Origin of the sequence: Kribbella sp. NPDC026596 (assembly GCF_040638415.1) — a bacterium.
Lineage (GTDB): Bacteria > Actinomycetota > Actinomycetes > Propionibacteriales > Kribbellaceae > Kribbella.
This window is the reverse complement of the sequence record NZ_JBEZYF010000040.1, coordinates 42,334-65,723: the sequence shown is the minus strand read 5'-3', so window position 1 is coordinate 65,723 and position 23,390 is coordinate 42,334. Positions and strand designations below refer to the sequence as shown.

Here is a 23,390-nt window from a genome sequence, read left to right as displayed (position 1 = left end):
GGAAACCCTCGCGCGTTACTCATTGACGATTTACTCTGGAATTCTCGTAGGTTTCCGCCCAACCTCCAGAGGATCTGATCATGGTCAAACGCCCCTTCGCCATCGTCACCGCTCTCATAACCTCGGCCGCGGCGCTCACCGCCGCACTCCCCGCGAGCGCCGCGATCACGTGCGACACCGCGACCACCGGAGGCTCGACCTTCTACGACGGGCCGTCCGCGTCGAAGAAGTACGACGCCCGGTTCAGTAACAGCGTGAGCATCCCGAACCTCAGCACGCACACCCCGCAAGGCGCGGGCACTTGGTACAACTGGGACGGCTCCGGCAAGAACCTGCTCCTGGTCGCCTCCTACCGCGAGGGCGCCGACTCGCAGATCTACGGCATCGACCCGTCCACCGGCTCCACCGTCGGCGTGGTCGCGATCGCGGAGTCGCATGTCGGCGGGATCACTGTGAGCAAAGGCTGGGCGTTCGTGGCCGGCGCCGGCAGCAGCATCCGGAAGTACCGCCTGACCGAACTGCGCGACGCGTTGAAGGCAGCGGGTACGCCGTACCTCGCGCAGATCGGGACCGCGCGGGACGTGGCCGGGTCCTCGTTCATCGGCAGCTACGGGGACTCGCTGTTCTCGGGGACGTTCAACGAGACCGGCCGCGGGACCATGTACGAGTACAAGATCGCCGACGACGGCACGCTGACCACGCTCGCCGGTGCGTGGGAAGTGCCGACCAAGACGCAGGGCCTGACAGTGACCGCGAACCACTTCATCTACAGCACGTCGTACGGGCGTGGGAACCGCAGCAACATCTATGTGGTGAAGCGCGGCCAGAAGGACCTGGATGCGGCGGCGCTGAGCTGCTTCCGGGCGCCGAGTATGACCGAGGGCATCACGGAGTACAACGGAACGGCGTACTTGGTCTACGAGTCCGGCTCACACCTCTACGCCTCGGACCCGGCCACCCTCAACGTCATTCCCCGCATGCACAAGGCAACCATCTCGTCGCTGACGTCGCTGGTCCCTTAGGGCGTGTAGGACACCGAGTTCAGCACCTTCTCGCGCCCCGTGTTGTTGTCGTCGCGCACCTGGATCCGCAGCAGCGTGGTGGGGCTTACCTGCCGGTACTGCTCCACCACCGAGGGGTGGTCGCCGCAGCTGTGCCGGAAGGTGACGATCTGCTGGTCGCCGATCTGGCCGGGGTCCGCCGGTCCCGCTGTGCATCCCTCGGGCGCGGTGGCGCTCGACGGCAGCTCTGACGCGGGGGTCAGCCCGACGAAGACACCCTCGGTGTTCGGGTTGGTCCGCCACGTCGACGTGTTCGTGCTGACCACCAGGGACTTGTCCGGGTCGACCGCCTTCTGCGACCAGACATGCGGCACCTCCACCGACAGCGGCCCGTTCACCACCTTCACCGGACGGCTGAGGACGTACTGGTAACCGCCATAGCCACCGCCGGCCGCCAACAGGACAGCGGCGAGGACAGCGATCCACCGTGAGCGAGTGGACCGCTTCGACGGGGTTGCGCCGACTGGTGGGGTGGCAACGGACGACTGGCTTGCGCCAGTCGGCTGGGTTGCGCCAGTCGGCTGGGTCACGCTGGTCGGGGTCGCGCCAGTTGGCTGGGTCACGCTGGCCGGCGTGGCAGAACCCGTCTGCTGATCTGCGCTGGACAGGGCGGTGGCCTGGTCGACGGTGCCGGTCACAGTGGTCGGAGTGGGCATCTCAGCGGCCGGCACCAGCCCAGGCGGGATCTTCCCGGTGGTGTGGGCCTCGCGCAGTGCGTTGAGGAAGCTGTCCAGGTCCGGCCAGCGCTTGTCCCGGTTCGGCTCGAGAGCACGGCGTACGACGACATCGATGGCGTCGGGGACGTCCTCGCGCAGTGTGGTCATCGACGGCGGTGGCTTCTCGATCTGCATCACCGCACCCAGGCTGACCACGCCATGTGGTGCCTGCCCGGTGAAAGCGGCGTACGCGACCGCTCCGAGCGAGTAGAGGTCCGCACGATGGTCCAGCCGCTCACCGAGCACCTGTTCAGGAGCGACGTACGCCGGAGTGCCACTAGGCAACGTGATCCGCGAGACCTCGGCCAGCGACTTGCCCAGACCTAGGTCGGACAGCATCGCCCGGTCGCCGGCCGGATCGCTGTGGAACAGCACGTTGGCCGGTTTCACGTCCCGGTGCAGGACGCCGCGGGCGTGCAGGTGCTTGAGGCCCCTGCCGACCTGGGTGATGATGCGGACCGCCTCGGCGAACTCCAGCGGCCCGGCCTTGATCCGGTCCGCGAGCGTGCCGCCGTCGGCGTACGTGAGCACCATGAACGGACGGCCGTCGTCGGACTCCCCGATGTCGTGGACCCCGACGACGTACAGCGAGTCGACCTTGCGCAGGAACCGACCCTCGGCCAGGAACCGGCGCCGGATGTCGTCGTCCTCGATCCAGTTGTCGGACAGGATCTTGATGGCGACTTCGGCGTCCAGTTGCTCGTCCCGGGCCAGCCAGACGGTCGCGAAACCACCGGCACCCACCCGGCGGACCAGGGAGTACCGGCCGATCCGCGGTGGCTGGTCCATGGCGCAATTATGCTCGATCCTTCCTGCGACTCGCTCGTCGGAGAGAACAAACGGACATCTTTGAGCGTCTCAAACGGTGATGGAGACGGTACGGGTGGCAGCGAAGAACCGGCCGCTGGTGGCTGCGGTGGCCGCGGTTGCGGTCGGTGCGGTCGCGGGCGGCGGCCTGCTGGCGGCTGCCCGGGAACCGCGCAGCCAGACCGGTGTCCTCCTGCTGTGGAACGACAAACAAGATCCCCAATCCCGTGCGGCCGTGGTCCGCTGCACGGTCAGCACCAACCAGTGCGAGCTGGCCACACCCCTGTCCCCCGAACCGCTTCTGCTCGGGTCATGACGTTAGGAGTCCGCTGATGCGGCAGAAGAACGGGCGCCTGATCGCCCTCGTCGGAGCCGTCGCTGTGGCCGCCATAGCCACCGGCGGCGCCCTCGCCCACCGCCAAGGCACCAACGCCACCGAAGCCGAAGCCGCCCCCCTCTCCACTTCCCCGTCCCCCACGCCCAGCACCACACCCACTCCGACGACGACCGCGACTCCGACGCCGGCACCGTCGAAGACGCCGGTAAAGACCCCCACCAAGGCCGGTCCGGTGAAGTCCGAGGTCAAGCTGGCGAAGCTCTCGCAAGGCCGAGCCCCTCAGGTCGCCTACCTGACCGGTCGGACGGTCCGTGGTGGAGCCGGCCAGGGGGTGAAGGTCCCGGGGACCGGGGACATCCAGGCGGTCGCCCGGCTGCGCCAGTCGGTTCTGGCGATCGTGAGTACACAGGACAACACCACCGAGATGCTGACCATCGGCTCGGACGGCGCCGTCCTGCGGCGAACTCCCAACATCAGTGGGGTCGTCACCACCGAGGACGGGACGGCGGCCGCCTACCTCGCCACCCTCGTGTCCGACACGGGTCAGCAGAAGCCGGGGACCACCATCTACGCGGAGCAAGAGACCGTCCGCAAGCTCACCGTGCCGGACGTCTGGAACGCGAGCATGATCGGCTACGTCAACGGCAAGGTCTACTTCCAGGCCTCCGACGAGGAGGCCTCCAGCATCTGGACCCTCTACGAGTGGATCCCGGGTGGCTCGAAGGCGACCGAGGTCAAGACGGTTCCGAAGCCGACCGCGGTGTCCGGCGACGGTACGACGGCCGCGTCGCTGACCACCCTGAACGACTACAACAGCTGCACCAGCGTCGTCTCGCTGGCGAGCGGCAAGAGGCTGTTCCGCACCTGCGAGTACCAGGTCGACGGCTTCACCCGGGACGGCGCCACCGCGATCGCGGGCCCGTTCTACCGCGATGGGTACGGCGACGGCATCGCAGCTGCCCTGGACGCGAAGACCGGGACCCTGATCCACGAGTGGTCCGGCGTCTTCCGGCAGACGGTCGCCGAGGACGACCAGCACCTGCTGATCCTCGCCGACAACGGTCAGGAGAGTCCTGCCTCGATCATCCGCTGCACGATCGCCACCGGCGCCTGCGAGCTCGCCACACCGCTCGAGAAAGGCAATCTCCTGATCGGCAGCTGATCTGCTCTGAGCAGAGCCCCCCTGTGTTTGTGGGGGTTTCGGGGGAGACTGCGAGCATGGCGACGGTTGCGGTGTTGGCTGATGTGCATGGGGTTTTGCCGGCGTTGGAGGCTGTGCTGGCGGAGGGGGACGTGCTGGCGGCGGAGGTGATTGTGCTGGCGGGGGATATTGCCAGTGGGCCGCAGCCGGTGGAGACGTTGGACTTGCTGACCCGTCTGGGTGAACGGGTGGTGTGGGTTCGGGGGAACGCGGATCGGGAGCTTGTGGAGATGGCTCGCGGGCAGTTCGACGGGGAGGCGCCGGATGCGGTGAGTCCATGGGCCGCTGGGGAGTTGCGGGCGGATCAGGTGGAGCTGCTGGCTGGTCTGCCGACCACGGTGACGATCGGGGACGCGTTGTTCTGCCATGCGACTCCCCGGGATGATGAAGAGATGGTCCTCGTGGACAGTCCGATCTCGCGGTGGGCCACCGTGTTCAGCGGAGTGCCTGCAAACATCCGCACAGTCGTCTGTGGGCATACGCATATGCCGTTCGCCCGGCAGGTGGATCGGCGGCTGGTGGTCAACGCGGGGAGCGTCGGGATGCCGTACGGCGCTCCTGGGCCCAGCTGGGCGCTGGTGACGCCGGATGGGGTGCAACTACGACGGGCACCACTCGACACGGTGAAGGCTGCGGAGCGGATCGTCGCCGAGTCGACGTACCCGGGCCGGGAAGACTGGGTGGCGGAATATCTGCTGACCAACTACTCCGACACCGAGGCATTGGAAGCGTTCAGGCCACGCGCGGAGGGTTGACCGGCTACCGTCAAGGGGTGTTCGCGCGGCGGCGGAAGCATTTCGGGACTCCGGCTGACAAGGCGACGTATGCGACCCTGCATACCGCCTCGCTGGCCACTCCCCACCTGCGCGAGGGCCTGACGCCCGCCGCGGCCGGAAAGGCGAGCCGCCACCTCAGAGACCTCCTCGGTACGGCGGCGATCGCCATCTGCGACTCCTCCGGCGTACTGGCGTGGGACGGGGTCGGCGGCCCCTACGAGAGCAACCACCGCGGCGACGCGAAGGCCCTGGCCGCACCGACGCTCCGGTCCGGTCGTACGGCGGTACTCGGCGCCAACGACGTGGCCTGCAGCGATCCGCAGTGCCCGATCCGTACGGCGGTGGTCGCGCCGATCGTCACCGAGGAGCGAGTGGTCGCCGTACTGGTCGCGTACAGCATCCGCTCATCCGCCGCACTGGTCCGGGCCACCGAAGAGGTGGCCCGCTGGGTTTCCGGCCAGGTGGAGCTGGCAGAGCTCAACAAGGAGCGCACCCGGGCCATGGAGGCCGAGCTGCGCGCGCTGAGGGCACAGATCAGCCCGCACTTCATCTACAACGCCCTGGCCGCGATCGCGTCGTTCGTCCGGACCGATCCGGAGCGAGCGCGCGAGCTGCTGCTGGAGTTCGCGGACTTCTCCCGCTATGCGCTGAGGCGTGGCGGTGAGTTCACCACGCTGGCCGACGAGCTGCGCAATGTGGAGCGCTATCTGGTCCTGGAGCAGGCCCGGTTCGGCGATCGGCTCAAAGTGTCGCTGCTGATCGCGCCCGAGGTACTGCCGGTGGTCATCCCGTTCCTGGTCGTGCAGCCGCTGGTGGAGAACGCCGTACGGCACGGGCTGGAAGGCACCACCGGGGTCGGCCGGATCACGATCCACGCCCGGGACCGGATCAATGAGGCCGAGATCAGCGTCGAGGACGACGGCGCCGGCAGCGACCCGGAGATCATCCGGGCCGCGCTGTCGGGCGAGACCGGCAACGACTCCGTCGGCCTCGGCAACGTCGACGCGCGGCTGCGCCAGGTGTACGGCGACGCGTACGGCCTGGTCGTGGAGACCGCGGTGGACGCGGGCACCAAGGTGACTTTCCGAATCCCCAAGTACTCCTCAGGAGTGCACGCGTCCGGATGACACGCCCGTCGTTGACCGTGCGGAGGGCGGCTACTAACGTCGAACTCGATCCCCTTACGGCGTTGGTCTTGCGCGTCCGGGCGGCCATCGCCTGGGACGGGATTCACCTGGGCGGGGCAGGCGACGACTGGATCGCCTTCTCGGGGGCGGTCACGGCCCGCGGTAGCGATATCGCACGTCCACTGCGGTGGAACGTCCTGGAGAGGAGCATCACTCGTGCCAGGGAACAGGGCAGTTATTTACAAGGGACCAGGTGACGTGGCGGTCGAGACGATCGACTACCCGACCCTGGAGCTCAAAGACGGTCCGGGAGTCAATCCCGCGAACGTCGGGCGGCAGATTCCGCACGGTGCGATCTTGAAGGTCGTGGCCAGCAACATCTGCGGCAGCGACCAGCACATGGTGCGCGGCCGGACGACGGCACCGCCCGGGCTCGCGCTCGGCCACGAGATCACCGGTGAGGTGGTGGAGGTCGGCCGGGACGTCGAGTTCATCAAGGTCGGCGACCTGGTGTCGGTTCCGTTCAACATCGCCTGCGGGCGATGCATCAACTGCAAGGAGGGCAAGACCGGAGTCTGCCTGAACGTGAACCCGGACCGGCCGGGCTCGGCGTACGGGTACGTCGACATGGGCGGCTGGGTCGGCGGCCAGGCGGAGTACGCGCTGGTGCCGTACGCCGACTGGAACCTGCTGAGGTTCCCCGACAAGGACCAGGCGCTGGAGAAGATCCGTGACCTCGCGATGCTGTCGGACATCTTCCCGACCGGGTATCACGGCGCGGTCACCGCGGGAGTCGGGACGGGGTCGACGGTCTACGTCGCCGGGGCAGGGCCGGTCGGCCTCGCCGCGGCGACGTCGGCGTTCCTGCTCGGCGCGGCGGTCGTCATCGTGGCGGATCTGCAGAAGGAACGCCTCGAGCAGGCCCGCAGCTTCGGCTGCGAGACGATCGATGTGTCCGAAGGGGATCCGAGGGACCAGATCGAGCGGATCCTCGGTGCGCCGGAGGTCGACAGCGCGATCGACGCGGTCGGGTTCGAGGCGCACGGCCACGGCTCCGACGCCCAGTCCGAGCGGCCGGCGACGGTGCTGAACACGGTCATGGATGTCACTCGTGCCGGTGGCGCGGTCGGCATTCCGGGACTCTACGTCACCGGTGATCCCGGGGCCTCCGACGAAGCCGCGAAGACCGGTTCACTGTCGATCCGGCTCGGCCTCGGCTGGGCCAAGTCGCTGGCGTTCATGACCGGCCAGTGCCCGGTAATGCGGTACAACCGCCAGTTGATGCAGGCGATCCTGCACGACCGGACACAGATCGCGAAGAACGTGAACGCGACCGTGATCCCGCTGGACCAGGCACCGGAGGGTTACCGCGAGTTCGACCAGGGCGCGGCCCGCAAGTACGTGCTCGATCCGCACGGACTGATCAAGTAGCCGGGCAGACCGACGGGAGCTGGGCTCCGACCCGGCTCCCGTCGCCAGGTTCACCACTCCCGGGCGATACTGCGGATTGGGGGCAGACCGTTACGGGAGCGACGTCTCATGAGCAGCGACAGCCGACTGGATCTCGAGTTCGCCTACACGAGCCATCAGGACTCGTGCAAGGACCTGTACTCGCCCTACTACTACTGCCGTCGTCCCCGCGGCCACGACGGTGTGCACGCCGCGGGCTATGGCTCGAGCAGGCTGCGCTGGGAACACCAGCCCGACCACGCACCACGCATGCTGTCCTGACACCAGGTGGTGCCCAAGGTCTACGCGTCCCCTTAGTGTGAAGCCATGGCCGACACTCCGCTGCGGGCGCTGGTTGCCGACGACGAGCAGCCCGCCCTGGCCGAGCTGGTGTACCTGCTGGAGCAGGACCCCCGGATCGGGTCGATCCAGACCGCCTCGAATGGTCCGGACGCGCTGAAGATCCTGCACGAGTCCGACCTGGACGTGGTGTTCTGCGACATCAAGATGCCCGGCCTGGACGGCATCGACCTGGCCAGGGTGCTGACCAGGTTCAAGAGCCGACCGCAGATCGTCTTCGTCACCGCGTACGACGAGCACGCGGTGGCGGCGTTCGACCTCGAAGCGACCGACTACGTGATGAAGCCGGTCCGGGCCGAACGCCTGGCCGAGGCGGTCCGCCGGGTGGTCACCCAGGGCGCACCGGCCGCACTGCAGACTCCCGAGGAGACCGAGGACGAAACGATCCCGGTCGAACTGGCCGGCGTGACCCGCTGGGTCAAGCGGTCGACGGTCCGGTACGTCGAGGCCCAGGGTGACTACGCCCGCCTGCACACCGGCCAGAACTCGCACCTGGTCCGGATCCCGCTCAGCACGCTCGAGGAGCGCTGGCGCGACGTGGGCTTCACCCGGATCCACCGCAGCACACTGGTCGCACTCGCCCACGTGGACGAGATGCGCGTCGACGGCGGCCGCTGCGCGGTCCGGGTCGGTGACGACTGGCTTCCGGTCAGCCGGCGCCACACCCGCGAGCTGCGCGACCTCCTGGTCCGCTCGACCTCCTTGCGCGGATGACGTGAGTACGCCGGAAGGCCCGCGGAGAGTCCGGGTCACCAGCCCGCGGACCAGCGCCGCCCGGCGACCGATCATCCCCACCGGTACGCGCGAGATCGACGAGCAGACCCGGCTCGGCGAGATCTACATGCACTCGCTGATCCAGTCCCAGCTCCGGCTCACGCTGGCCGTGATCGGCGGCGTTCTCCTCGTCCTCGGCAGCATCCCGTTGCTGTTCTACCTGGTCCCGCCGACCCGCACGCTGTCCGTTCTCGGCCTGCCGCTGCCCTGGCTGCTGCTCGGCGTCGCGGTCTATCCCGTGGTTTATGTTGCCGCGCGCATCTATGTCCGCAAGGCCGAGCGGATCGAGACCGAGTTCACCGAGTTCGTCGGGCGGCAGTAGATGTCGCCGGCGATGAGCTTGACCGCGATCGGGTTGGTGATCGTGGCAACGATCGGGATCGGCCTGTTCGGGCTGCGGATCTCCCGGACCACAAGCGACTTCTACGTCGCGAGCCGCGCGGTCACCCCGCGCTGGAACGCGTCCGCGATCAGCGGCGAGTACTTGTCGGCGGCGTCGTTCCTCGGTGTGGCCGGACTGGTGCTGGTCAACGGCGCTGACATGCTGTGGTTCTCGGTCGGCTACACCGTCGGCTACCTGATGCTGCTCGTGCTCGTTGCGGCCCCACTCAGAAGGTCAGGCGCCTATACCTTGCCCGACTTCGCCGAGACCCGCTTCGAGTCTCCGATAGTTCGCCGCATCTGCTCCGGCCTGGTCGTCGGGATCGGAACGCTCTATCTGCTTCCCCAGTTGCACGGCGCCGGTCTGGCCGTGCAGACCGTCACCGGCGCACCCACATATGTCGGAGCCGCGATCGTCGCGGTAATCGTCGTGATCAACGTCGCCGCGGGTGGCATGCGCTCGATCACCTTCGTGCAAGCCTTCCAATACTGGCTGAAGCTCACCGCTCTGGCGACACCGATCTTCGTCATCCTGATGACCTGGCGCCATCCGGCCGGCGTACTCGATTCTCTCCAGGGCGCGGCGGCGGAGTGGGCCGAGCCGCTGTCCAGGGCCGGCGGCCGTGACCACCCGCTGTACGCGACGTATTCGTTGCTCTTGGCCCTTTGTTTCGGAACCATGGGCCTGCCCCACGTGCTGGTCCGGTTCTACACGAACCCGGACGGACGGGCGGCACGTCGTACGACGGTCGTCGTACTGGCGTTGCTCGGCCTCTTCTACTTGTTCCCGCCCATGTACGCCGTCCTCGGCCGGACCTTCGCGCCTGAATTGGTGAACAGTGGCGCGGACACCGTCGTACTCAAGCTCCCCGGGGAGGTTTTCCCTGGTACAGCAGGGGATTTGCTCGGTGCGCTGGTGGCTGCGGGCGCGTTCGCGGCGTTCCTGTCGACGTCGTCCGGGCTGACGGTCGCGATCGCCGGGGTGATCGATCAGGACCTGTTGCGGAGCCGGTTGCATCGGTGGACCGGCGGTGACTACGTGGCGGTGAACAGCTTCCGGATCGCGGCGCTGCTCTCGATGACCGTGCCGTACCTGGCGTTCACGGTGACCGGTGCGCTGAGTCTCGCGGACACCGTGGGGCTCGCGTTCGCGGTGGCCGCGTCGACGTTCTGCCCGCTGCTGGTGCTGGGGATCTGGTGGCGTCGGATGTCCACGACCGGGGCCGCCGCCGGGCTGGTGGTCGGCGGGATCGCGGCAAGCGCGGCCGCGTTGGTCAACGTGATCGGCGCGCCGTCGGGCGGTTGGCCGCGAGCGCTCGTCGGCCAGCCGGCCGCGTGGACGATGCCACTCGCGTTTCTCACCGTGATCGTGGTCTCGAAGCTGACCCCCGACCGCATCCCGGCCGGCACCGCCCGCAGCATGGTCCGGCTCCACACCCCGGAGGCCGTCGACGTGGATCGCGGTCTTCCCCAACGGTGAGACCGCTCATCGTCTGTTTCCTACCGCTTGCCGCAGATCAGTGATCCACCGGTCGACTGGTGTGGTCCGCTGAGCGCTCGTTGCGTGCGGGTACTGTCGATCGAGCGTGACCCGGACCACAGTACGGACCAGCAGCAGCCCCTGCCGGCCCACCGCCCGGCCTGATCCCCCGTCTGGAGGTCACGCGATGTCTGACACGCGCGATCCGGACCTGACGACGTACCGAGATGTCCAGCTGTCGCCGGACTTCTCCGAGTTGCGTCGCAGGTTCCGGAACTTCGTGTTCCCGATGACCGCGCTGTTCCTGGTGTGGTACTTCGTCTATGTCCTGCTCGCCGCCTACGCGCACGACTTCATGTCGCACAAGGTCGGCGGAAACATCACCGTGGCCCTGCTGTTCGGGCTCGGCCAGTTCGTGTCGACGTTCGCCATCACGATGAGCTACGTGCGCTGGGCCGACCGCCGACTCGATCCGGACGCCGAGACGCTGCGCCACCAGATCGAGGGAGACGAGCAGTGACCGCCCCGTTGATGTTGCCGCTGGCAACCGATATCGGCAACCCGACCGTCAACATCGTCATCTTCGCGCTGTTCGTGGTCGCCACGTTGGCGATCGTCCTGCGGGCCTCGCGGAACAACCGGACCGCGGCCGACTTCTATGCCGGCGGACGGTCCTTCACCGGCCCGCAGAACGGCATCGCGATCGCCGGCGACTACCTGTCCGCCGCATCCTTCCTGGGCATCGCGGGTGCGATCGCCCTGAACGGGTACGACGGCTTCCTCTACTCCATCGGCTTCCTGGTGGCATGGCTGGTCGCCCTGCTGCTGGTCGCCGAGCTGCTCCGGAACACCGGCCGCTTCACGATGGCCGACGTACTCTCGTTCCGGCTCAAGCAGCGGCCGGTCCGGATGGCGGCCGCGATCTCGACCCTCGGCGTCTGCTTCTTCTACCTGCTGGCGCAGATGGCCGGCGCCGGGGGTCTGGTCGCTCTGCTGCTCGGTGTCTCCGGCCGGACCGGGCAGAGCATCGTGATCGCCGTGGTCGGCGCGATCATGATCACCTACGTACTGGTCGGCGGCATGAAGGGCACCACCTGGGTGCAGATCATCAAGGCCGTCCTGCTGGTGATCGGGGCGGGCATCATGACGCTCTGGGTGCTGGCGAAGTACACGTTCAACCTGTCCAGTCTGCTCGGTGCAGCCGTCGACAACAGCCCGGCAGCCGGCGAGAAGCTGCTCAACCCGGGTCTCCAGTACGGCGCAACGGGGATCAGCAAGCTGGACTTCATCTCGCTCGCCCTCGCACTCGTGCTGGGTACGGCGGGTCTGCCGCACGTCCTGATGCGGTTCTACACCGTGCCGAACTCCAAGGAGGCCCGGCGCAGTGTGAGCTGGGCGATCTGGATCATCGGCATCTTCTACCTGTTCACCCTGGTGCTCGGGTACGGCGCTGCCGCGATCGTCGGCCCGGACCGGATCAAGGCCGCCCCGGGTAAGGCGAACTCGGCCGCACCGCTGCTGGCGTTCGAGCTCGGCGGTGAGCTCCTGCTCGGCGTCATCTCCGCGGTCGCCTTCGCCACCATCCTGGCGGTCGTGGCCGGCCTGACGATCACCGCGAGTACGTCGTTCGCCCACGACGTCTACGGCCAGATCATCAAGAAGGGCCAGATCAGCGGCGACGGCGAGGTCCGGGTGGCCCGGTACACCGCGGTCGTGATCGGTCTGGTCGCGATCATCGGCGGCATCTTCGCCAACGGCCAGAACATCGCCTTCCTGGTGGCACTGGCGTTCGCGGTCGCGGCCAGTGCGAACCTGCCGACCATCCTGTACTCGCTGTTCTGGCGGCGGTTCAACACCCGCGGGGCACTGTGGAGCATCTACGGCGGTCTGGGCTCGGCGATCATCCTGATCGCGTTCAGCCCGGTCGTCTCCGGCAAGGTCGACGCCAAGACCGGTGCCAGCCTGTCGATGATCACCGACACGAGCATCGACTTCCACTGGTTCCCGCTGGACAACCCCGGCATCATCTCGATCCCGCTGGCGTTCCTGCTCGGCTGGCTCGGCACGGTCACCAGCAAGGAGCCGGTCGACGTCGACAAGTTCGCCGAGATGGAGGTCCGCTCCCTCACCGGCGCCGGCGCCGAGAAGGCCGTTCAACACTGAAGACCTGTCAGGCAGGCCCTGCTGATCCGACGCGAACCTGCCTGACAGCCCCACCCCGATAGACGGACCCGGCCACCCGGCCGGGCCCGTCTTTCGTGTCAGTGGAACTTGAGGGTGGGCCAGAGTTCGAGGAAGGCGTCTCGGGAGCGGGTGCCGCGGAGTTCTTCGGCGGCGTGCAGGCGGCCGAAGGTGAAGGCGTTGCCGCCGCCGAGGTGGACCTGTATGGCGAGTTCGCGGAGCAGGTCGCGGGACACCACGCTGTCCTGGTGTTCGCCCAGAACCTCCTGGACTTCCTCGGCGCGCGCGGCGAGGGTGGCGGCGTCATCCAGGACCGGTACGGCGGACTCCGCGGCGTACCGGAGTCGTTTGGCGGCCTTGCGGACCTCGTGGAACTCGTGGTCCTGCTCGGAAGTGGTCTCGGCGGACTGGGCGCGGCGGACGGCCTTGCGCATCCGGCGCCAGTCGTGGTCGACGAGGTCGGGGAGCTGCTTGGCGGCCTTGCGGTCGTCACCGGTCAGCGGAGGCTTGGCGATCAGCTCGTCGAGCGTGTCCAGCAGCCGGAAGTAGCGCTCGCTCTCCAGCGCGGCCAGCGCGCCCGCGCGGCCCTCCTTGTAGACGCCGCGAAGGTGGTCGTCGATGCGGCCGGCGACGCGGCCCATCACGAGCTCGACCGGCTGCTCCGCGACCTCGGCCGCGAAGTGCTCGCGCTGCACCTCGGCGTCGCGCGCGACCCCGAGCTCGCCGGCCAGCCATTTGAGCTCGGCCCGGATCTCGTCCCCGGCCTCGCGGTCCACGACCGGCCGGTACGTCGCCAGTGCCGACCGCAGTCGCCGGGTCGCCACCCGGAACTTGTGGATCGAGTCGGGGACATCACGCCGTACCTCGGGGTCCCGCTCGCGGATCGCCTGCACCTGGGCGCCGGCGTACGCACGGAACACGTCCGAGGTCCTGGGTTTCTTGGGCATGACCAGCTCGTCGGTCGCCGGGACGCGGTCGCCCAGCGCTCGCGCCAGCTTGCTCGGGCCGGCGGCCGGTTCGGCGCCGGCGGACCGCAGCAGCTCGTCAGCGGCGACCAGGATCGACTTGTCCCCGCCGACGAGCTCGACCTCCCACTCCCGCCAGCTCTGCGGCTCGCCGTCCGCGGCCGTGGCGGTGACGCGGTCGTCGGCGAGCTCCGCGAGTACCTCACCGTCCTTGTCCAGGAGGCGATGCACGACGCGCTTGGTGCTCAACGTTACGACCGGAGCCAGGTCCTGGTCGCGGACGTGCACCCGCACCGTGCGGACGACCGCGATCGGCACGTTGCGCACCGATCGGCCGAGCGGATGGTGGACCTCGAGCCGCTCACCCGACGACTTCGGGAACTTCACATGCCAGCCGTCGTCCTCGCCGCCGGTACGTCGGCGCAAGATCACCTTGTTGGCGGCCAGGTCCAGCTCGGCGGTGTCGTAGTACACGGCCTCCAGGTCGAGCTCGACCGGTTGCGCCATACTCGCGACCCCAGGCAGCTCGTGCAGCGGCGGCAGACTCGCGTCCTCGCTGACGTCGTACTTCGTCTCGATCTCGAGCTGCTCAGTCGGTGCCATACTCTTGTTTACCAGGTGTTCATGAACTGGTCAGCTCAATGCACGCAGGTCGGCAACCAGCCGTTCCAGATCGCGATCGGGTACGCCGTTGGCCGATATGGTCCGGAGCTGTCGCCGCTGGTTGCGGTTGAGCGCGCGGCAGATGAGTACGACGAACGCCAGCAAGGTGATCATGTCCGTCCCGTCGCTTTGAAGAACGTGTAGTGGAAGGTGCCGCCGGATTCCGCGGACTTCTCCAGGTCGCGGATCCCGGCCGCCCACTCGGCCGGCGTACGCATCCCGGCGGCGACCGCGCGTTCGCGGACCGACTCGACCATCGCGATGAACGTCTTGCGAGTGAAGCCGTCGACCAGGTGCGGGAGGGTCTCGTCGGCGTACACGGTGCACGGTCGGGCGCGGGCGTCGTCGTACCCGGCCTTCTCGAGGAGCGGCTGCAGTCGGCGGCCGATCAGTGCGTCGCCGCCGGCCTCGGCCTGGAGGTTCACGAGGCAGTCGATCACTGCCTGCGCCGCCGTACTGCGCGGGTGGAAGAACGCCGATCCGTGATCGCCCTCGATGACGGTGATGGTGCCGCCGGGTTTCAGGTGCCGGCGTAGGCGGGTGAGGGCGTGGTGCGGATTCGGCAGGTGCTCGAGCACGAAGCAGAGGAAGACGTGGTCGAACTGCTCGTCGGCGAGGTCGTGCAGGTCCGCGTGCCGCCAGTCGACGCGGGCGTCCGGGGCTGTCGCCGCGACGCGGGCTTTTGCCTGCGCAAGTGATTCCTCGGAGATGTCGACGGAGACGAGGTCGATGCCGGGGCTGCGGGTGACGAGTTGCATGGTCTGTGCGCCGACTCCGCAGCCCGCTTCGAGGACCCGGCTGCCTGCTGGGTAGCTGGTGCCGTCGTGAAGAAGATCGGCCAGGGTCTGCGCCTGGTCCGCCAGCCGGCGCGTCTCCGCCGGGGTGTAGCCGTGCACGTAGTCGGTTCCCATACCTCCACGGTGCCGTCACAATGGTCCAGTGCACAGGTCCAAACCAAGCCAAAGTGGCAGGTCCAATGGACCGGTCGCCGGCGCCGACTTCCTGCAACTCAACCCCGCCGAGGCTCCCCCGGGCGGGCTCGCCGACTGGCTCACCGCCCGCCTCCGCGCCGCGATCTCCGACGGCCGCCTCCCCCTCGGCACCCGCCTCCCCGCCACCCGAGTCCTCGCCGCCGAACTCCACATCTCCCGAGGCGTAGTCACCGAGTCCTACCAACGCCTAACCGAAGACGGCCACGTCGCCGGCCGCGGCCGAGCAGGCACGGTGGTCGTAGCAGCATCTGCCGCACCCGCACCGCCGGGTGCGCGCACGAGGACAGGTAACCCCGACGGCCTTCGGGGGCGGCGGGATGGTGAGGGGGCGGTGGTTGGGCGGCCTGGGTTGGATGTGTTCGACAGCCTGCGGGCTGCGCCTGCGCGGATTGACCTGACGCCGGGGGTGCCTGATCTGGCGGCGTTTCCGCGGAGTGCTTGGTTGCGGGCGGAGCGGGCTGTGCTGAACGACCTGGAGGCGGCTGCGTTCGGGTATGGGGACCCGGCGGGAACGCCGGCGTTGAGGCGAGCGGTGGCCAACTGGCTCGCGCGCAACCGGGGAGTCGGCGCGGACCCGGACGATCTGATCATCGTGGCGGGGGTTTCGCAAGGATCGGCCTCGTCGCGCAGGTGCTCAAACAGCAAGGAATCAACGAGATCGCGGTCGAGGACCCCGGCTCGCTCGGCTCCCGCCAGCACCTGCAGAACTGGGGTCTCGACAATGTCCCCATCCCCGTCGACGCCAACGGCCTCCGCGTCGACGTACTCCGTGATTCCACAGCCCACGTGGTGATGGCGACTCCGGCGCACCACTTCCCGACTGGCGTCGTACTGGAGGGAGAACGGCGCCGAGACCTGATCCAGTGGGCCGCCGAGGGCGGGCTGATCCTGGAGGACGACTACGACGCCGAGCACCGGTACGACCGTCCCCCGGTTCCCGCACTGCGCGCGATGCTGGCCGATCAGGTCATCTACGCCGGCAGCGTGTCGAAGCTGCTCGCACCCTCGCTCCGGATCGGGTGGATGCTCCCGCCCCCGCAGTACAAGGAAGCCCTGATCGGGATGAAGCGCCTGGCCGACCTCGGCAACGCGGCGCTCCCCCAGCTCACCCTCGCCCACCTGATGGAGTCCGGCGAACTCGAACGCCAGCTCCGCTTCCTCCGCCGCCGCCACCGAACCCGCCGCGACGCGATGGTCCGGGCCATCCACAACTACTTGCCCACAGCAACCGTCCACGGCGCGGCCGCCGGCCTGCACCTCACCATCACCTTCGACGACACCACCGATGACGTCGCCCTGGCCGCAGCCGCCCTCCAGAAGGGCATCAAAACCCACCCGCTGTCCTGGCACTGCCAACTCCCGCACGCCCCCGGCCTCGTCCTCGGGTACGCTGCCCGCACCCCCACCGAGATCACCGAAGCCATCGCCACCATCGCCGAAGTCAGCTGACGTGTACCGGGCGACCTAGCGCGTGTAGAGCGGGGACATGGCCAGGGCGAAGGAGGTCATCAGGTCGGGGTCGACTGCGCGGGCCGGGAGGGGGACGAGGTCCACGAGTTTGTCGTCGCCGACGCGGATCGTGGTTCGGCCGGTGGCGATATCGACGTAGCCCTCGTCGCCCAGCGGGATCGGCTGTGAGGTCGCGGCCTTCCGGATCGGCGCCATCAAGGCTTCCGCATTCGGACTACGCCGTACAGACGTGGACAGCACGCTGGTCGGGTTGACCCACCCGCACACCAGATCGCCGAGCGCCGTCTGCCCGTCCCGGCGGACCATCGCCGGCGCGCCCATCACCTTCTCCGCCGCCGACGAGCCACGCTCGCAGTCCGGCCGCGTGATCAGCGGCGGCGCCTCCGGCAACCCGGGCGCCTGCCGGACCACTTCCTGACCGAGTACGACGTACTTCGCCAAGGTGGCCGGCGGTCCGCTGACCTTGTACAACCGCCCGCCCAGCAGGAACACCACGAACGTGCTGGTCCCGAACCCACCCTCGCCTACGACCGCGGGCTTGGCCGGCTCACGCTTCGTCGCCGCGTACGCCTTCTGGGTCGCCGCCAGCGTCGCCTTCGTTGCCGGGAGCACCGAAATCCCGACCCGCAGGACCGGCCCGCTCGGGCTGGTGCTGAGGCCGAGCTGGCAGACGTCGTACGTCGGCAACCCGAACTCGGCCGGGATCGGCTTGGGCTGGATCTGCACCACCGGCACCGCGAGCGTCGACTGCACCAGCGACTGGTCCATCCGCACGCACACCGTGTCCGCAACCTTGGAGGTGGCCGGGCTGCTAGGGGTCTCGGACGGCGTCTCCGAGGGGGTCTCGCTAGGCGTGCTGACCGAGACCAGCGGCGGCACGTTCGGCGCGTCCTCCTGCCCTGGACCACTGCAGCCCGCCAGTGAGACGGCAAGCAAACAAGTGATCACAACCCGGCGGATACGCATGATGACCGACTCTAACTTGCGGTGCGCAGTTCCCTTTCCCGGACCGCGTGTTCATCGGTACGGGCGTCGTACCGCCAGAACTCACGCAGCCAGCCGGCGGTTGCGACGACTCCGACGACACACAGAGCACCACCGCTGACGATCGCCGTCCGGACACCGGTGAGGTCCGCGACGAGGCCGGAGCGGGCCTGCCCGCCGAGCGGGCCGAGGGAGTAGCCGAGCATCTCGATCCCCGCCAGCCGCCCGCGCATCTCATCCGGGATCGTCTGGTTCCAGATCACCGACCGGAACAGCACCGACACCATGTCCGCGGCTCCCGCGACGGCGAAGAACGCGATCGCGAACCAGATATTCGGCGCCAGTCCGGCGATTCCGACCGCGGCACCCCAGCACATGGTCGCGAGGACGACGGCCCGGCCCTGGTGGTGGATGTGTTTCGCCCAGCCACTGGTCAGACTGGCGCACATCGCCCCGACAGCCTCCGCGCTGTAGAGCAGACCGAGTAGTTTCGGTTCCTTCAGGACTTCGGTCGCGAACGCCGGGAACAGCACGATCGGCATCGCCAGGAACATGCCGACCATGTCGACCAGGTAGGTGGCGAGCAGGTCCTTACGGCGGTACGCGTAGACGATCCCGCCGCCGATCGCGCGCAGACTCGGCGGCGTGCTGTGCTCGCTCGTCCTGTACGGACGCAGCCCGAAATAGAGTCCGGTCGCGACCACCAGCCCGGTGAGCTCGACCGCGAACGCCCAGGTCACCCCGACCGATCCGACCAGTACGCCGCCCACCGCCGGGCCGGCGAGCTGGCCGACCTGCATCGTCAGCGAGCTGAGCGCGACCGCGGCGGGGATCTCCTCATGCCGCACCACCCGCGGCATGAGGGCCTCCCGCGAAGGCCGCTGCAGTGACGAGGCGATCGCGTTCAGGGCGCCACAGACGTAGATGAGCCACACCCGTGGGCTGGCGAGCAACGTGTTGCCGAGGAGTGCCGCGCAGATGGCGACCTGCGCGACCCCGGTGCCGATCAGCAGCTTCCGCCGGTCCACATGGTCCGCGAGGGCGCCGCCGTACAGGCCGAACACGACGAGGGGCGCGATCGTCACCAGCCCCATCGCGCCGACCGCGAAGTTCGATCCGGTCAACTGGTACAGCTGGTACGGCAGAGCGACGTACCCGACCATGCCGCCGAGGAAGAAGACCGAGCCCGAGACCAGCAGGATGCGGAAGTCGCGGGAACCGTGCCACGGGGTCAGATCGACACGGAGCCGGGCCAGCCCTGCGCGGACACTTGCTGCCACTGGCACATAGTGACACCTCAGAACACCGGGATGAACCTATTTTTCCTTACCGTGAGACGAAGTGAGCCGCGGCGTCCTGGGGGCGTCGCGGCTCGGCGGCCTTTCCACCAGGATCGAAAGGCCCACCGAGCGCCCCCTGGCCGCCCCTACGCTGGATCCGATTGGTTGCCAAAGGCGTCAATCTTCCCGGGACCGGAACCGGACCGGCCGCTGACCCCCCGGATCGCTGAGCCCGCGCCTACCACAGGGGTGGCGCGGGCTCAGCTGTGGTCAGACCAGGGGGAGGTACGAGCTCAGGTCGGTGCGTTCGCCGCTGGCGCGGAGTTTCCCGGTGGCGCGGGCGTCGGACCAGGGGATGCGGCCGAGGGCCAGGTCGATCCAGAGCTCGGGCGGGAGCTCGACCACCGCGCCCGGCGTACCCCGGGTATGCCGCGGGCCTTCGATGCACTGCACCGCGCCGTACGGCGGGACACGCACCTCGACCGCGTGTCCGGGGGCCTTCGCAACAAGAAGTTTCAGCAGTTGTTTGGTGAGCAGTTTCAGGTCGGCGCGTTCCGCCGTACCGTCGAGATATCGCTGCAGGGCCTGGTCGAAAACGGGGTCGTGCGTGTCCACGAGGTGCCAGCGTACGCGGCAGTTTGCGGAGACGCCCCTCTCGTCGGGGATAATCGGCCCGGAGAGAGGGAAGCGAGGTCGGGGATGCTCACGCCCAGGCACCAGGCGCTGGTGATGACGCTGGCGGGAATGACCGTCGGCGTCGCCGTTTTCGGTGCGGTGCTCGCCGTCAACGGCAATCCACTGGCGGGCGACGACACCCCGGCCGGGATCGTGAACAGCCAGCCCGCGCCCAGTACGCCGTCCCGGACCAATGGTCTCCAGCCCGACTCCGTGCAGTACTCCCTGCAGTCCTTCGGCAGCACGAGCGCACCGGTGACGGCCGAAGTCCCGACCGGGTGGAAGAGCTCCGACGACGGCACCCGGCCGCGCTTCCTGGACCCGACCGGGGTCTGGCAGATCCGGTTCGACACACGCGGCAGCAAGCAGTCCCCGGACAAGCTGGTCGACAACCGGCTCCGCAGCATCGACGAGCGAGACCTCAAGGTGATCAGCCGCGACAACGGCACGCTGATCTACACCTACGTCGACCAGACGCGCGGGCCGCGGATGGGCCTGTCGCGGTGGGTATCCACCGACGGCGGGCAGAGCTCCGCGGTCGAGATCACCGTCGGCGGCCGCCCGCAGGACGAGGCCGGCCTGCGCGCCATCCTCCAGCACGCCACCGACACCCTCCGCCTGTCCGACACGGACAACGACAACCGGCCGAACTGACTAACACTTGATGTCGGCGGTCGGGGCCGTGCCCTCCAGTAGGTAGGTCTCGACGGCGCTGTCGACGCAGGCGTTGCCGGACTTGTAGCCGGTGTGACCGTCGCCGTCGCGGGTAATCAGTATGCCGCTCTCCAGCTGGTGCGCGAGCCCGACGGCCCATTCGTACGGCGTCGCCGGGTCGCGGGTGGTGCCGACGACCACGATCGGCTTCGCACCGGCCGCCTTGATCGGGTGCGGCTTGCCCTCCGGCTTGACCGGCCAGTTCGCGCAGGACAGTGAGCTCCAGAGCAGGAACGACCCGAACCGCGGTGAGGCCGCCTTGTACTCCGGCTCCTCGGCCTGCGCCTGCGCGACCGACGTGATGTCCGGCCGGTCCACACAGTTCACCGCGACGATCGCCTCGTTCGAGTTGTCGCCGTACCCGCTCGGACCGCGGTCGGTGTACTCGTCGGCGAGCGCTAGCAGGCGTGCGCCGTTCCCTGCCAGTCCGTCCAGGACCGCGTCCTCGAGGCGCGGCCAGAAGTCCTGCCGGTACAGCGTGGAGATGATTCCCAGCACGACCAGCGCCTGCGTCACCTCCCGTTTCCCGTCGCCGGGCAGCGGGGTCGCGTCGCTGTCGTTGATCAGCTTGTCGACCTTCGCGAGTACCTCTTCCTTGCTGCTGCCCAGCCGGCAGGACCGCCGCGCGCAGTCCTCGGCGAACGCGTCCAGCGCGACGTCGAAGCCCTTCGCCTGGGCGATGTTGTTCTGCTCGGAGGTCTTCGAGGGATCCACCGCGCCGTCCAGCACCAGCCGGCCGACGTTCTTCGGGAACAGTTCGGCGTACGTCGCGCCCAGGTAGGTGCCGTAGGAGAAGCCCAGGTAGTACAGCTGCGGATCGCCGACGATCCCGCGCAGTACGTCGATGTCGCGGGCGGCGTCCTTGGTCGAGACGTGCGGCAGCAACTGGGCGGAGCGCTGCTCGCACCCGGCCGCGAAGAGCTTCGTCTGGTTGTCCAGGTCGGCGATCTCGGCGGCGTTGTCCGGGCTGCCGTCGGTGGCGATGTACTTGTCCAACTGGGCGGTGTCCAGGCAGCGCACCGGCGTGGACTCCCCGACGCCGCGCGGATCCCAGCCGATCACGTCGAACTTGCGCAGCAGCGACGAGCCGAGCACGAACCCGGCCGCGGCGGCGAACTCCTGCCCGGAGGCGCCGGGCCCGCCCGGGTTGATGAACAGCGTGCCGATCTTCCCGGCCCGGTCCCGCGCCAGCACCTTCCGCGCCCGCAACTCAATGGTCTGACCGGTCGGGTTGCTGTAGTCCAGCGGCACGGTGATGGTCGCGCACTGCTGGTTGTTACCGCAGCGCTCCCAGTCCGGCTGCTGCTGGTAGAACTTCTCCAGCCCGGCCGGAATTGGCCCCGCCGGTCCCTTCGTCGGGTTGCCGGCCGGCCCACTCGTCGGAGCGCCGCCGTCCGCGTCCTGCGCACGGCTCGCCACTCCACACCCGCTCGCGAACACCGCCAGGGCTGCCACCAGTACGGTCGTCCTGCGGAATCTCACTGCGGGCTTTCTCCCTCGTCGTGGTGCAGGCGGCGGCGCCGGCGCGGCTTGCGGCGACGCCGTTCCTCGGGCGTCTCGGCCGCGGCGGCCTGCGTCACCTCGGGCTCCGTGGCCACTGGCTCTGTGGTCTCGGGCCTTGTCGTCTCAAGTGCTGTGGTCTCTGGTGCTGTGGTCTCTGGCTCGTCCGGTACGACGACGTCGACCAGGTCCTCTGGCAGTGGCGCGTCGGGGGTCGTCGTACTGGACGCTTCGTACTGTTGCCGCGGTGAGCACACGTCTGCCCGGCTGCACGCGCAGCGCCGGCCGGATGCCGCCAGCCTGACCACCACGGTGTCGCTCGGAACGTTGTGCCCGACCACCACTCCATCACCCGCGGGGGTCTCCACCTGCGTCCCGGTCGCCGGCGCCTTTGCGTTGAACTCCTGGTAGAGCGGGTGCTCGTACTTCAGGCAGCACATCAGCCGCCCGCACGCGCCGGAGATCTTCAGCGGGTTCAGCGGCAGGTCCTGGTCCTTCGCCATCCGCACACTGACCGGCTCGAAGTCCTTCAGGAACGTCGCGCAACACAGATCCCGCCCGCACGGTCCGATCCCGCCCTGCAACCGGGCCTCGTCCCTCGCCCCCACTTGGCGCAGCTCGATCCGCGCCCGCAGCCCACGGGCCAGATCCCGCACGAGTTCGCGGAAATCCACCCGGTGCGGGGCGGAGAAGTACACGATGACGAGCTGATCCACGTCCGGCCGGCGGTCGACAAAGTCGATCCCGACCACCTTCATCGGCAGCCCGTGCTGCCGGATCGTCCGCTTGGCGATCACCCGCGCGTCGGCCCGGCGCTGCCGGTTCTGCTCGTCGCGATCCAGGTCCGCTGTGGTGGCAATGCCTTCACACAGCGGCAGCCCACCGATCTCCTCGGTGACGTACTGCGGCGCCCACACGCACTCCGCCACCTCCGGCCCGTCCTCGGTCGGGACCAGCACTTTGTCCCCGACCCGCGGACGATGCGAGCCGGGGTCCAGGTAGTAGAGCCGCCCATACCGCTCGAACGACACAGCCATAACCATGCCCACGCCGCCAGCGTACTGGCCTGAGGTCGTCCCCCGCGTGCTACGCAGCCACTCCTCGTCATTCCGCTCCTCGTCGCGCCCGCTACGCGCGCTTCCCACCCACCCTCCGGCTCACCGCCGGCGCATCCATGTCCGGCTACCGCCGGCCCTCGCGCGCTACCGCGCTTCATCAACCACACCGAGCTCCCGGGCTGGTGGTTGGCTCAACCTCACCAGGTGAGCGCTCGCGCAGCAGCCGCCCATGCACACCGGTTTCGTCCAGTCGTGGCGATTGGCGATCACGCGATTCGCCGAGTCGTGAACAGGTGCGCTCGCAGATCGATTTCCGCCGACCCCAACCCACGACTCAATGCCGGTGGGGAGCCGAAGGCGGGCGCAAGTGCTCGATGGAGAGGTCGTGATGGTCGGCCAAGCGTTGGGCGATCAGGGAGCGGTGACAGGCTTCCGGGTC

23 protein-coding genes and 1 pseudogene are annotated in these 23,390 nt (G+C 68.6%); 15 read left to right on the top strand and 9 right to left on the bottom strand.

What is annotated here, in order from left to right; translation table 11 throughout:
• The first annotated feature begins 80 nt into the window (after positions 1-80).
• Positions 81-1,022 (top strand): hypothetical protein, encoded by a 942-nt coding sequence (locus AB0E63_RS28790; RefSeq protein WP_360372931.1) that lies wholly within the window; start codon positions 81-83, stop codon positions 1,020-1,022.
• On the opposite strand, the gene AB0E63_RS28785 is transcribed toward AB0E63_RS28790, so the two are convergent.
• Positions 1,019-2,566, bottom strand: coding sequence for a serine/threonine-protein kinase (locus tag AB0E63_RS28785; RefSeq protein WP_360372928.1), 1,548 nt, complete (start codon positions 2,564-2,566; stop codon positions 1,019-1,021). The two genes, AB0E63_RS28790 and AB0E63_RS28785, sit on opposite strands and share 4 nt — an antisense overlap.
• Before the next feature lie 94 nt (positions 2,567-2,660).
• Between AB0E63_RS28785 and AB0E63_RS28780 the strand changes: the two genes are divergently transcribed.
• From AB0E63_RS28780 to AB0E63_RS28730, 11 genes are all read left to right on the top strand, one after another.
• The gene (locus AB0E63_RS28780; RefSeq protein ID WP_360372925.1) at positions 2,661-2,900 is read left to right on the top strand and encodes a hypothetical protein; all 240 of its coding nucleotides are present in this window, start codon (positions 2,661-2,663) and stop codon (positions 2,898-2,900) included.
• 16 nt (positions 2,901-2,916) lie between these two features.
• Positions 2,917-4,083, top strand: coding sequence for a hypothetical protein (locus tag AB0E63_RS28775; RefSeq protein ID WP_360372922.1), 1,167 nt, complete (start codon positions 2,917-2,919; stop codon positions 4,081-4,083).
• A 56-nt stretch (positions 4,084-4,139) separates the two neighbouring features.
• Positions 4,140-4,877 carry a metallophosphoesterase family protein gene (locus tag AB0E63_RS28770; protein WP_360372919.1) on the top strand — a complete coding sequence of 246 codons (738 nt, stop codon included), beginning with the start codon at positions 4,140-4,142 and terminating at the stop codon, positions 4,875-4,877.
• 17 nt (positions 4,878-4,894) lie between these two features.
• Entirely contained in the window at positions 4,895-6,025 is a 1,131-nt protein-coding gene (locus AB0E63_RS28765; protein ID WP_360372916.1) for a histidine kinase, read from the top strand.
• Positions 6,026-6,241: 216 nt separating this feature from the next.
• The gene (gene fdhA / locus AB0E63_RS28760) at positions 6,242-7,456 is read left to right on the top strand and encodes a formaldehyde dehydrogenase, glutathione-independent (protein ID WP_360372913.1); all 1,215 of its coding nucleotides are present in this window, start codon (positions 6,242-6,244) and stop codon (positions 7,454-7,456) included.
• Positions 7,457-7,564: 108 nt separating this feature from the next.
• The gene (locus tag AB0E63_RS28755; protein ID WP_360372910.1) at positions 7,565-7,756 is read left to right on the top strand and encodes a hypothetical protein; all 192 of its coding nucleotides are present in this window, start codon (positions 7,565-7,567) and stop codon (positions 7,754-7,756) included.
• Positions 7,757-7,801: 45 nt separating this feature from the next.
• The gene (locus tag AB0E63_RS28750; protein ID WP_360372907.1) at positions 7,802-8,548 is read left to right on the top strand and encodes a LytTR family DNA-binding domain-containing protein; all 747 of its coding nucleotides are present in this window, start codon (positions 7,802-7,804) and stop codon (positions 8,546-8,548) included.
• Position 8,549: 1 nt separating this feature from the next.
• Positions 8,550-8,930: a hypothetical protein gene (locus AB0E63_RS28745; protein WP_360372904.1), complete on the top strand. Its 381-nt coding sequence runs from the start codon at positions 8,550-8,552 to the stop codon at positions 8,928-8,930.
• A gap of 12 nt (positions 8,931-8,942) precedes the next feature.
• Positions 8,943-10,469, top strand: coding sequence for a cation acetate symporter (locus AB0E63_RS28740; RefSeq protein ID WP_360372901.1), 1,527 nt, complete (start codon positions 8,943-8,945; stop codon positions 10,467-10,469).
• Positions 10,470-10,656: 187 nt separating this feature from the next.
• Positions 10,657-10,989, top strand: a complete 333-nt coding sequence (locus tag AB0E63_RS28735; protein WP_360372898.1) for a DUF485 domain-containing protein — start codon at positions 10,657-10,659, stop codon at positions 10,987-10,989.
• 11 nt (positions 10,990-11,000) lie between these two features.
• On the top strand, positions 11,001-12,632 hold the full coding sequence (locus tag AB0E63_RS28730; RefSeq protein ID WP_360372975.1) for a cation acetate symporter: 1,632 nt from the start codon (positions 11,001-11,003) through the stop codon (positions 12,630-12,632).
• A gap of 98 nt (positions 12,633-12,730) precedes the next feature.
• On the opposite strand, the gene AB0E63_RS28725 is transcribed toward AB0E63_RS28730, so the two are convergent.
• The 3 genes from AB0E63_RS28725 to AB0E63_RS28715 are packed head-to-tail and all read right to left on the bottom strand — an operon-like array spanning position 12,731 to position 15,189.
• The gene (locus tag AB0E63_RS28725; RefSeq protein ID WP_360372895.1) at positions 12,731-14,218 is read right to left on the bottom strand and encodes a CYTH and CHAD domain-containing protein; all 1,488 of its coding nucleotides are present in this window, start codon (positions 14,216-14,218) and stop codon (positions 12,731-12,733) included.
• 30 nt (positions 14,219-14,248) lie between these two features.
• Positions 14,249-14,392 (bottom strand): hypothetical protein, encoded by a 144-nt coding sequence (locus tag AB0E63_RS28720; protein WP_360372892.1) that lies wholly within the window; start codon positions 14,390-14,392, stop codon positions 14,249-14,251.
• Positions 14,389-15,189: a methyltransferase gene (locus AB0E63_RS28715; RefSeq protein WP_360372889.1), complete on the bottom strand. Its 801-nt coding sequence runs from the start codon at positions 15,187-15,189 to the stop codon at positions 14,389-14,391. The genes AB0E63_RS28720 and AB0E63_RS28715 overlap by 4 nt, the downstream gene beginning before the upstream one ends.
• Positions 15,190-15,217: 28 nt before the next feature.
• On the opposite strand from AB0E63_RS28715, the pseudogene AB0E63_RS28710 reads away from it, so the two are divergent.
• Both AB0E63_RS28710 and AB0E63_RS28705 read left to right on the top strand, forming a co-directional pair.
• Positions 15,218-15,448: pseudogene (locus AB0E63_RS28710) on the top strand (GntR family transcriptional regulator); the annotation flags it as partial.
• Between the two features lie 452 nt (positions 15,449-15,900).
• Positions 15,901-16,719, top strand: a complete 819-nt coding sequence (locus AB0E63_RS28705; protein WP_360372887.1) for a PLP-dependent aminotransferase family protein — start codon at positions 15,901-15,903, stop codon at positions 16,717-16,719.
• 15 nt (positions 16,720-16,734) lie between these two features.
• On the opposite strand, the gene AB0E63_RS28700 is transcribed toward AB0E63_RS28705, so the two are convergent.
• From AB0E63_RS28700 to AB0E63_RS28690, 3 genes are all read right to left on the bottom strand, one after another.
• Positions 16,735-17,706: a hypothetical protein gene (locus AB0E63_RS28700; protein ID WP_360372884.1), complete on the bottom strand. Its 972-nt coding sequence runs from the start codon at positions 17,704-17,706 to the stop codon at positions 16,735-16,737.
• 11 nt (positions 17,707-17,717) lie between these two features.
• Positions 17,718-19,004, bottom strand: a complete 1,287-nt coding sequence (locus AB0E63_RS28695) for an MFS transporter (RefSeq protein WP_360372882.1) — start codon at positions 19,002-19,004, stop codon at positions 17,718-17,720.
• Positions 19,005-19,274: 270 nt separating this feature from the next.
• Positions 19,275-19,619: a sterol carrier family protein gene (locus AB0E63_RS28690; RefSeq protein WP_360372879.1), complete on the bottom strand. Its 345-nt coding sequence runs from the start codon at positions 19,617-19,619 to the stop codon at positions 19,275-19,277.
• A gap of 84 nt (positions 19,620-19,703) precedes the next feature.
• Between AB0E63_RS28690 and AB0E63_RS28685 the strand changes: the two genes are divergently transcribed.
• Entirely contained in the window at positions 19,704-20,333 is a 630-nt protein-coding gene (locus AB0E63_RS28685) for a hypothetical protein (protein WP_360372876.1), read from the top strand.
• Here AB0E63_RS28685 and AB0E63_RS28680 read toward each other — a convergent pair whose 3' ends face one another.
• Together AB0E63_RS28680 and ricT are read right to left on the bottom strand one after the other, a co-directional pair.
• Complete coding sequence (locus AB0E63_RS28680) at positions 20,334-21,875, bottom strand: alpha/beta hydrolase (protein WP_360372873.1); 1,542 nt, start codon at positions 21,873-21,875, stop codon at positions 20,334-20,336.
• The gene (gene ricT / locus AB0E63_RS28675; RefSeq protein WP_360372972.1) at positions 21,872-22,936 is read right to left on the bottom strand and encodes a regulatory iron-sulfur-containing complex subunit RicT; all 1,065 of its coding nucleotides are present in this window, start codon (positions 22,934-22,936) and stop codon (positions 21,872-21,874) included. The genes AB0E63_RS28680 and ricT overlap by 4 nt, the downstream gene beginning before the upstream one ends.
• Positions 22,937-23,390 lie beyond the last annotated feature (454 nt).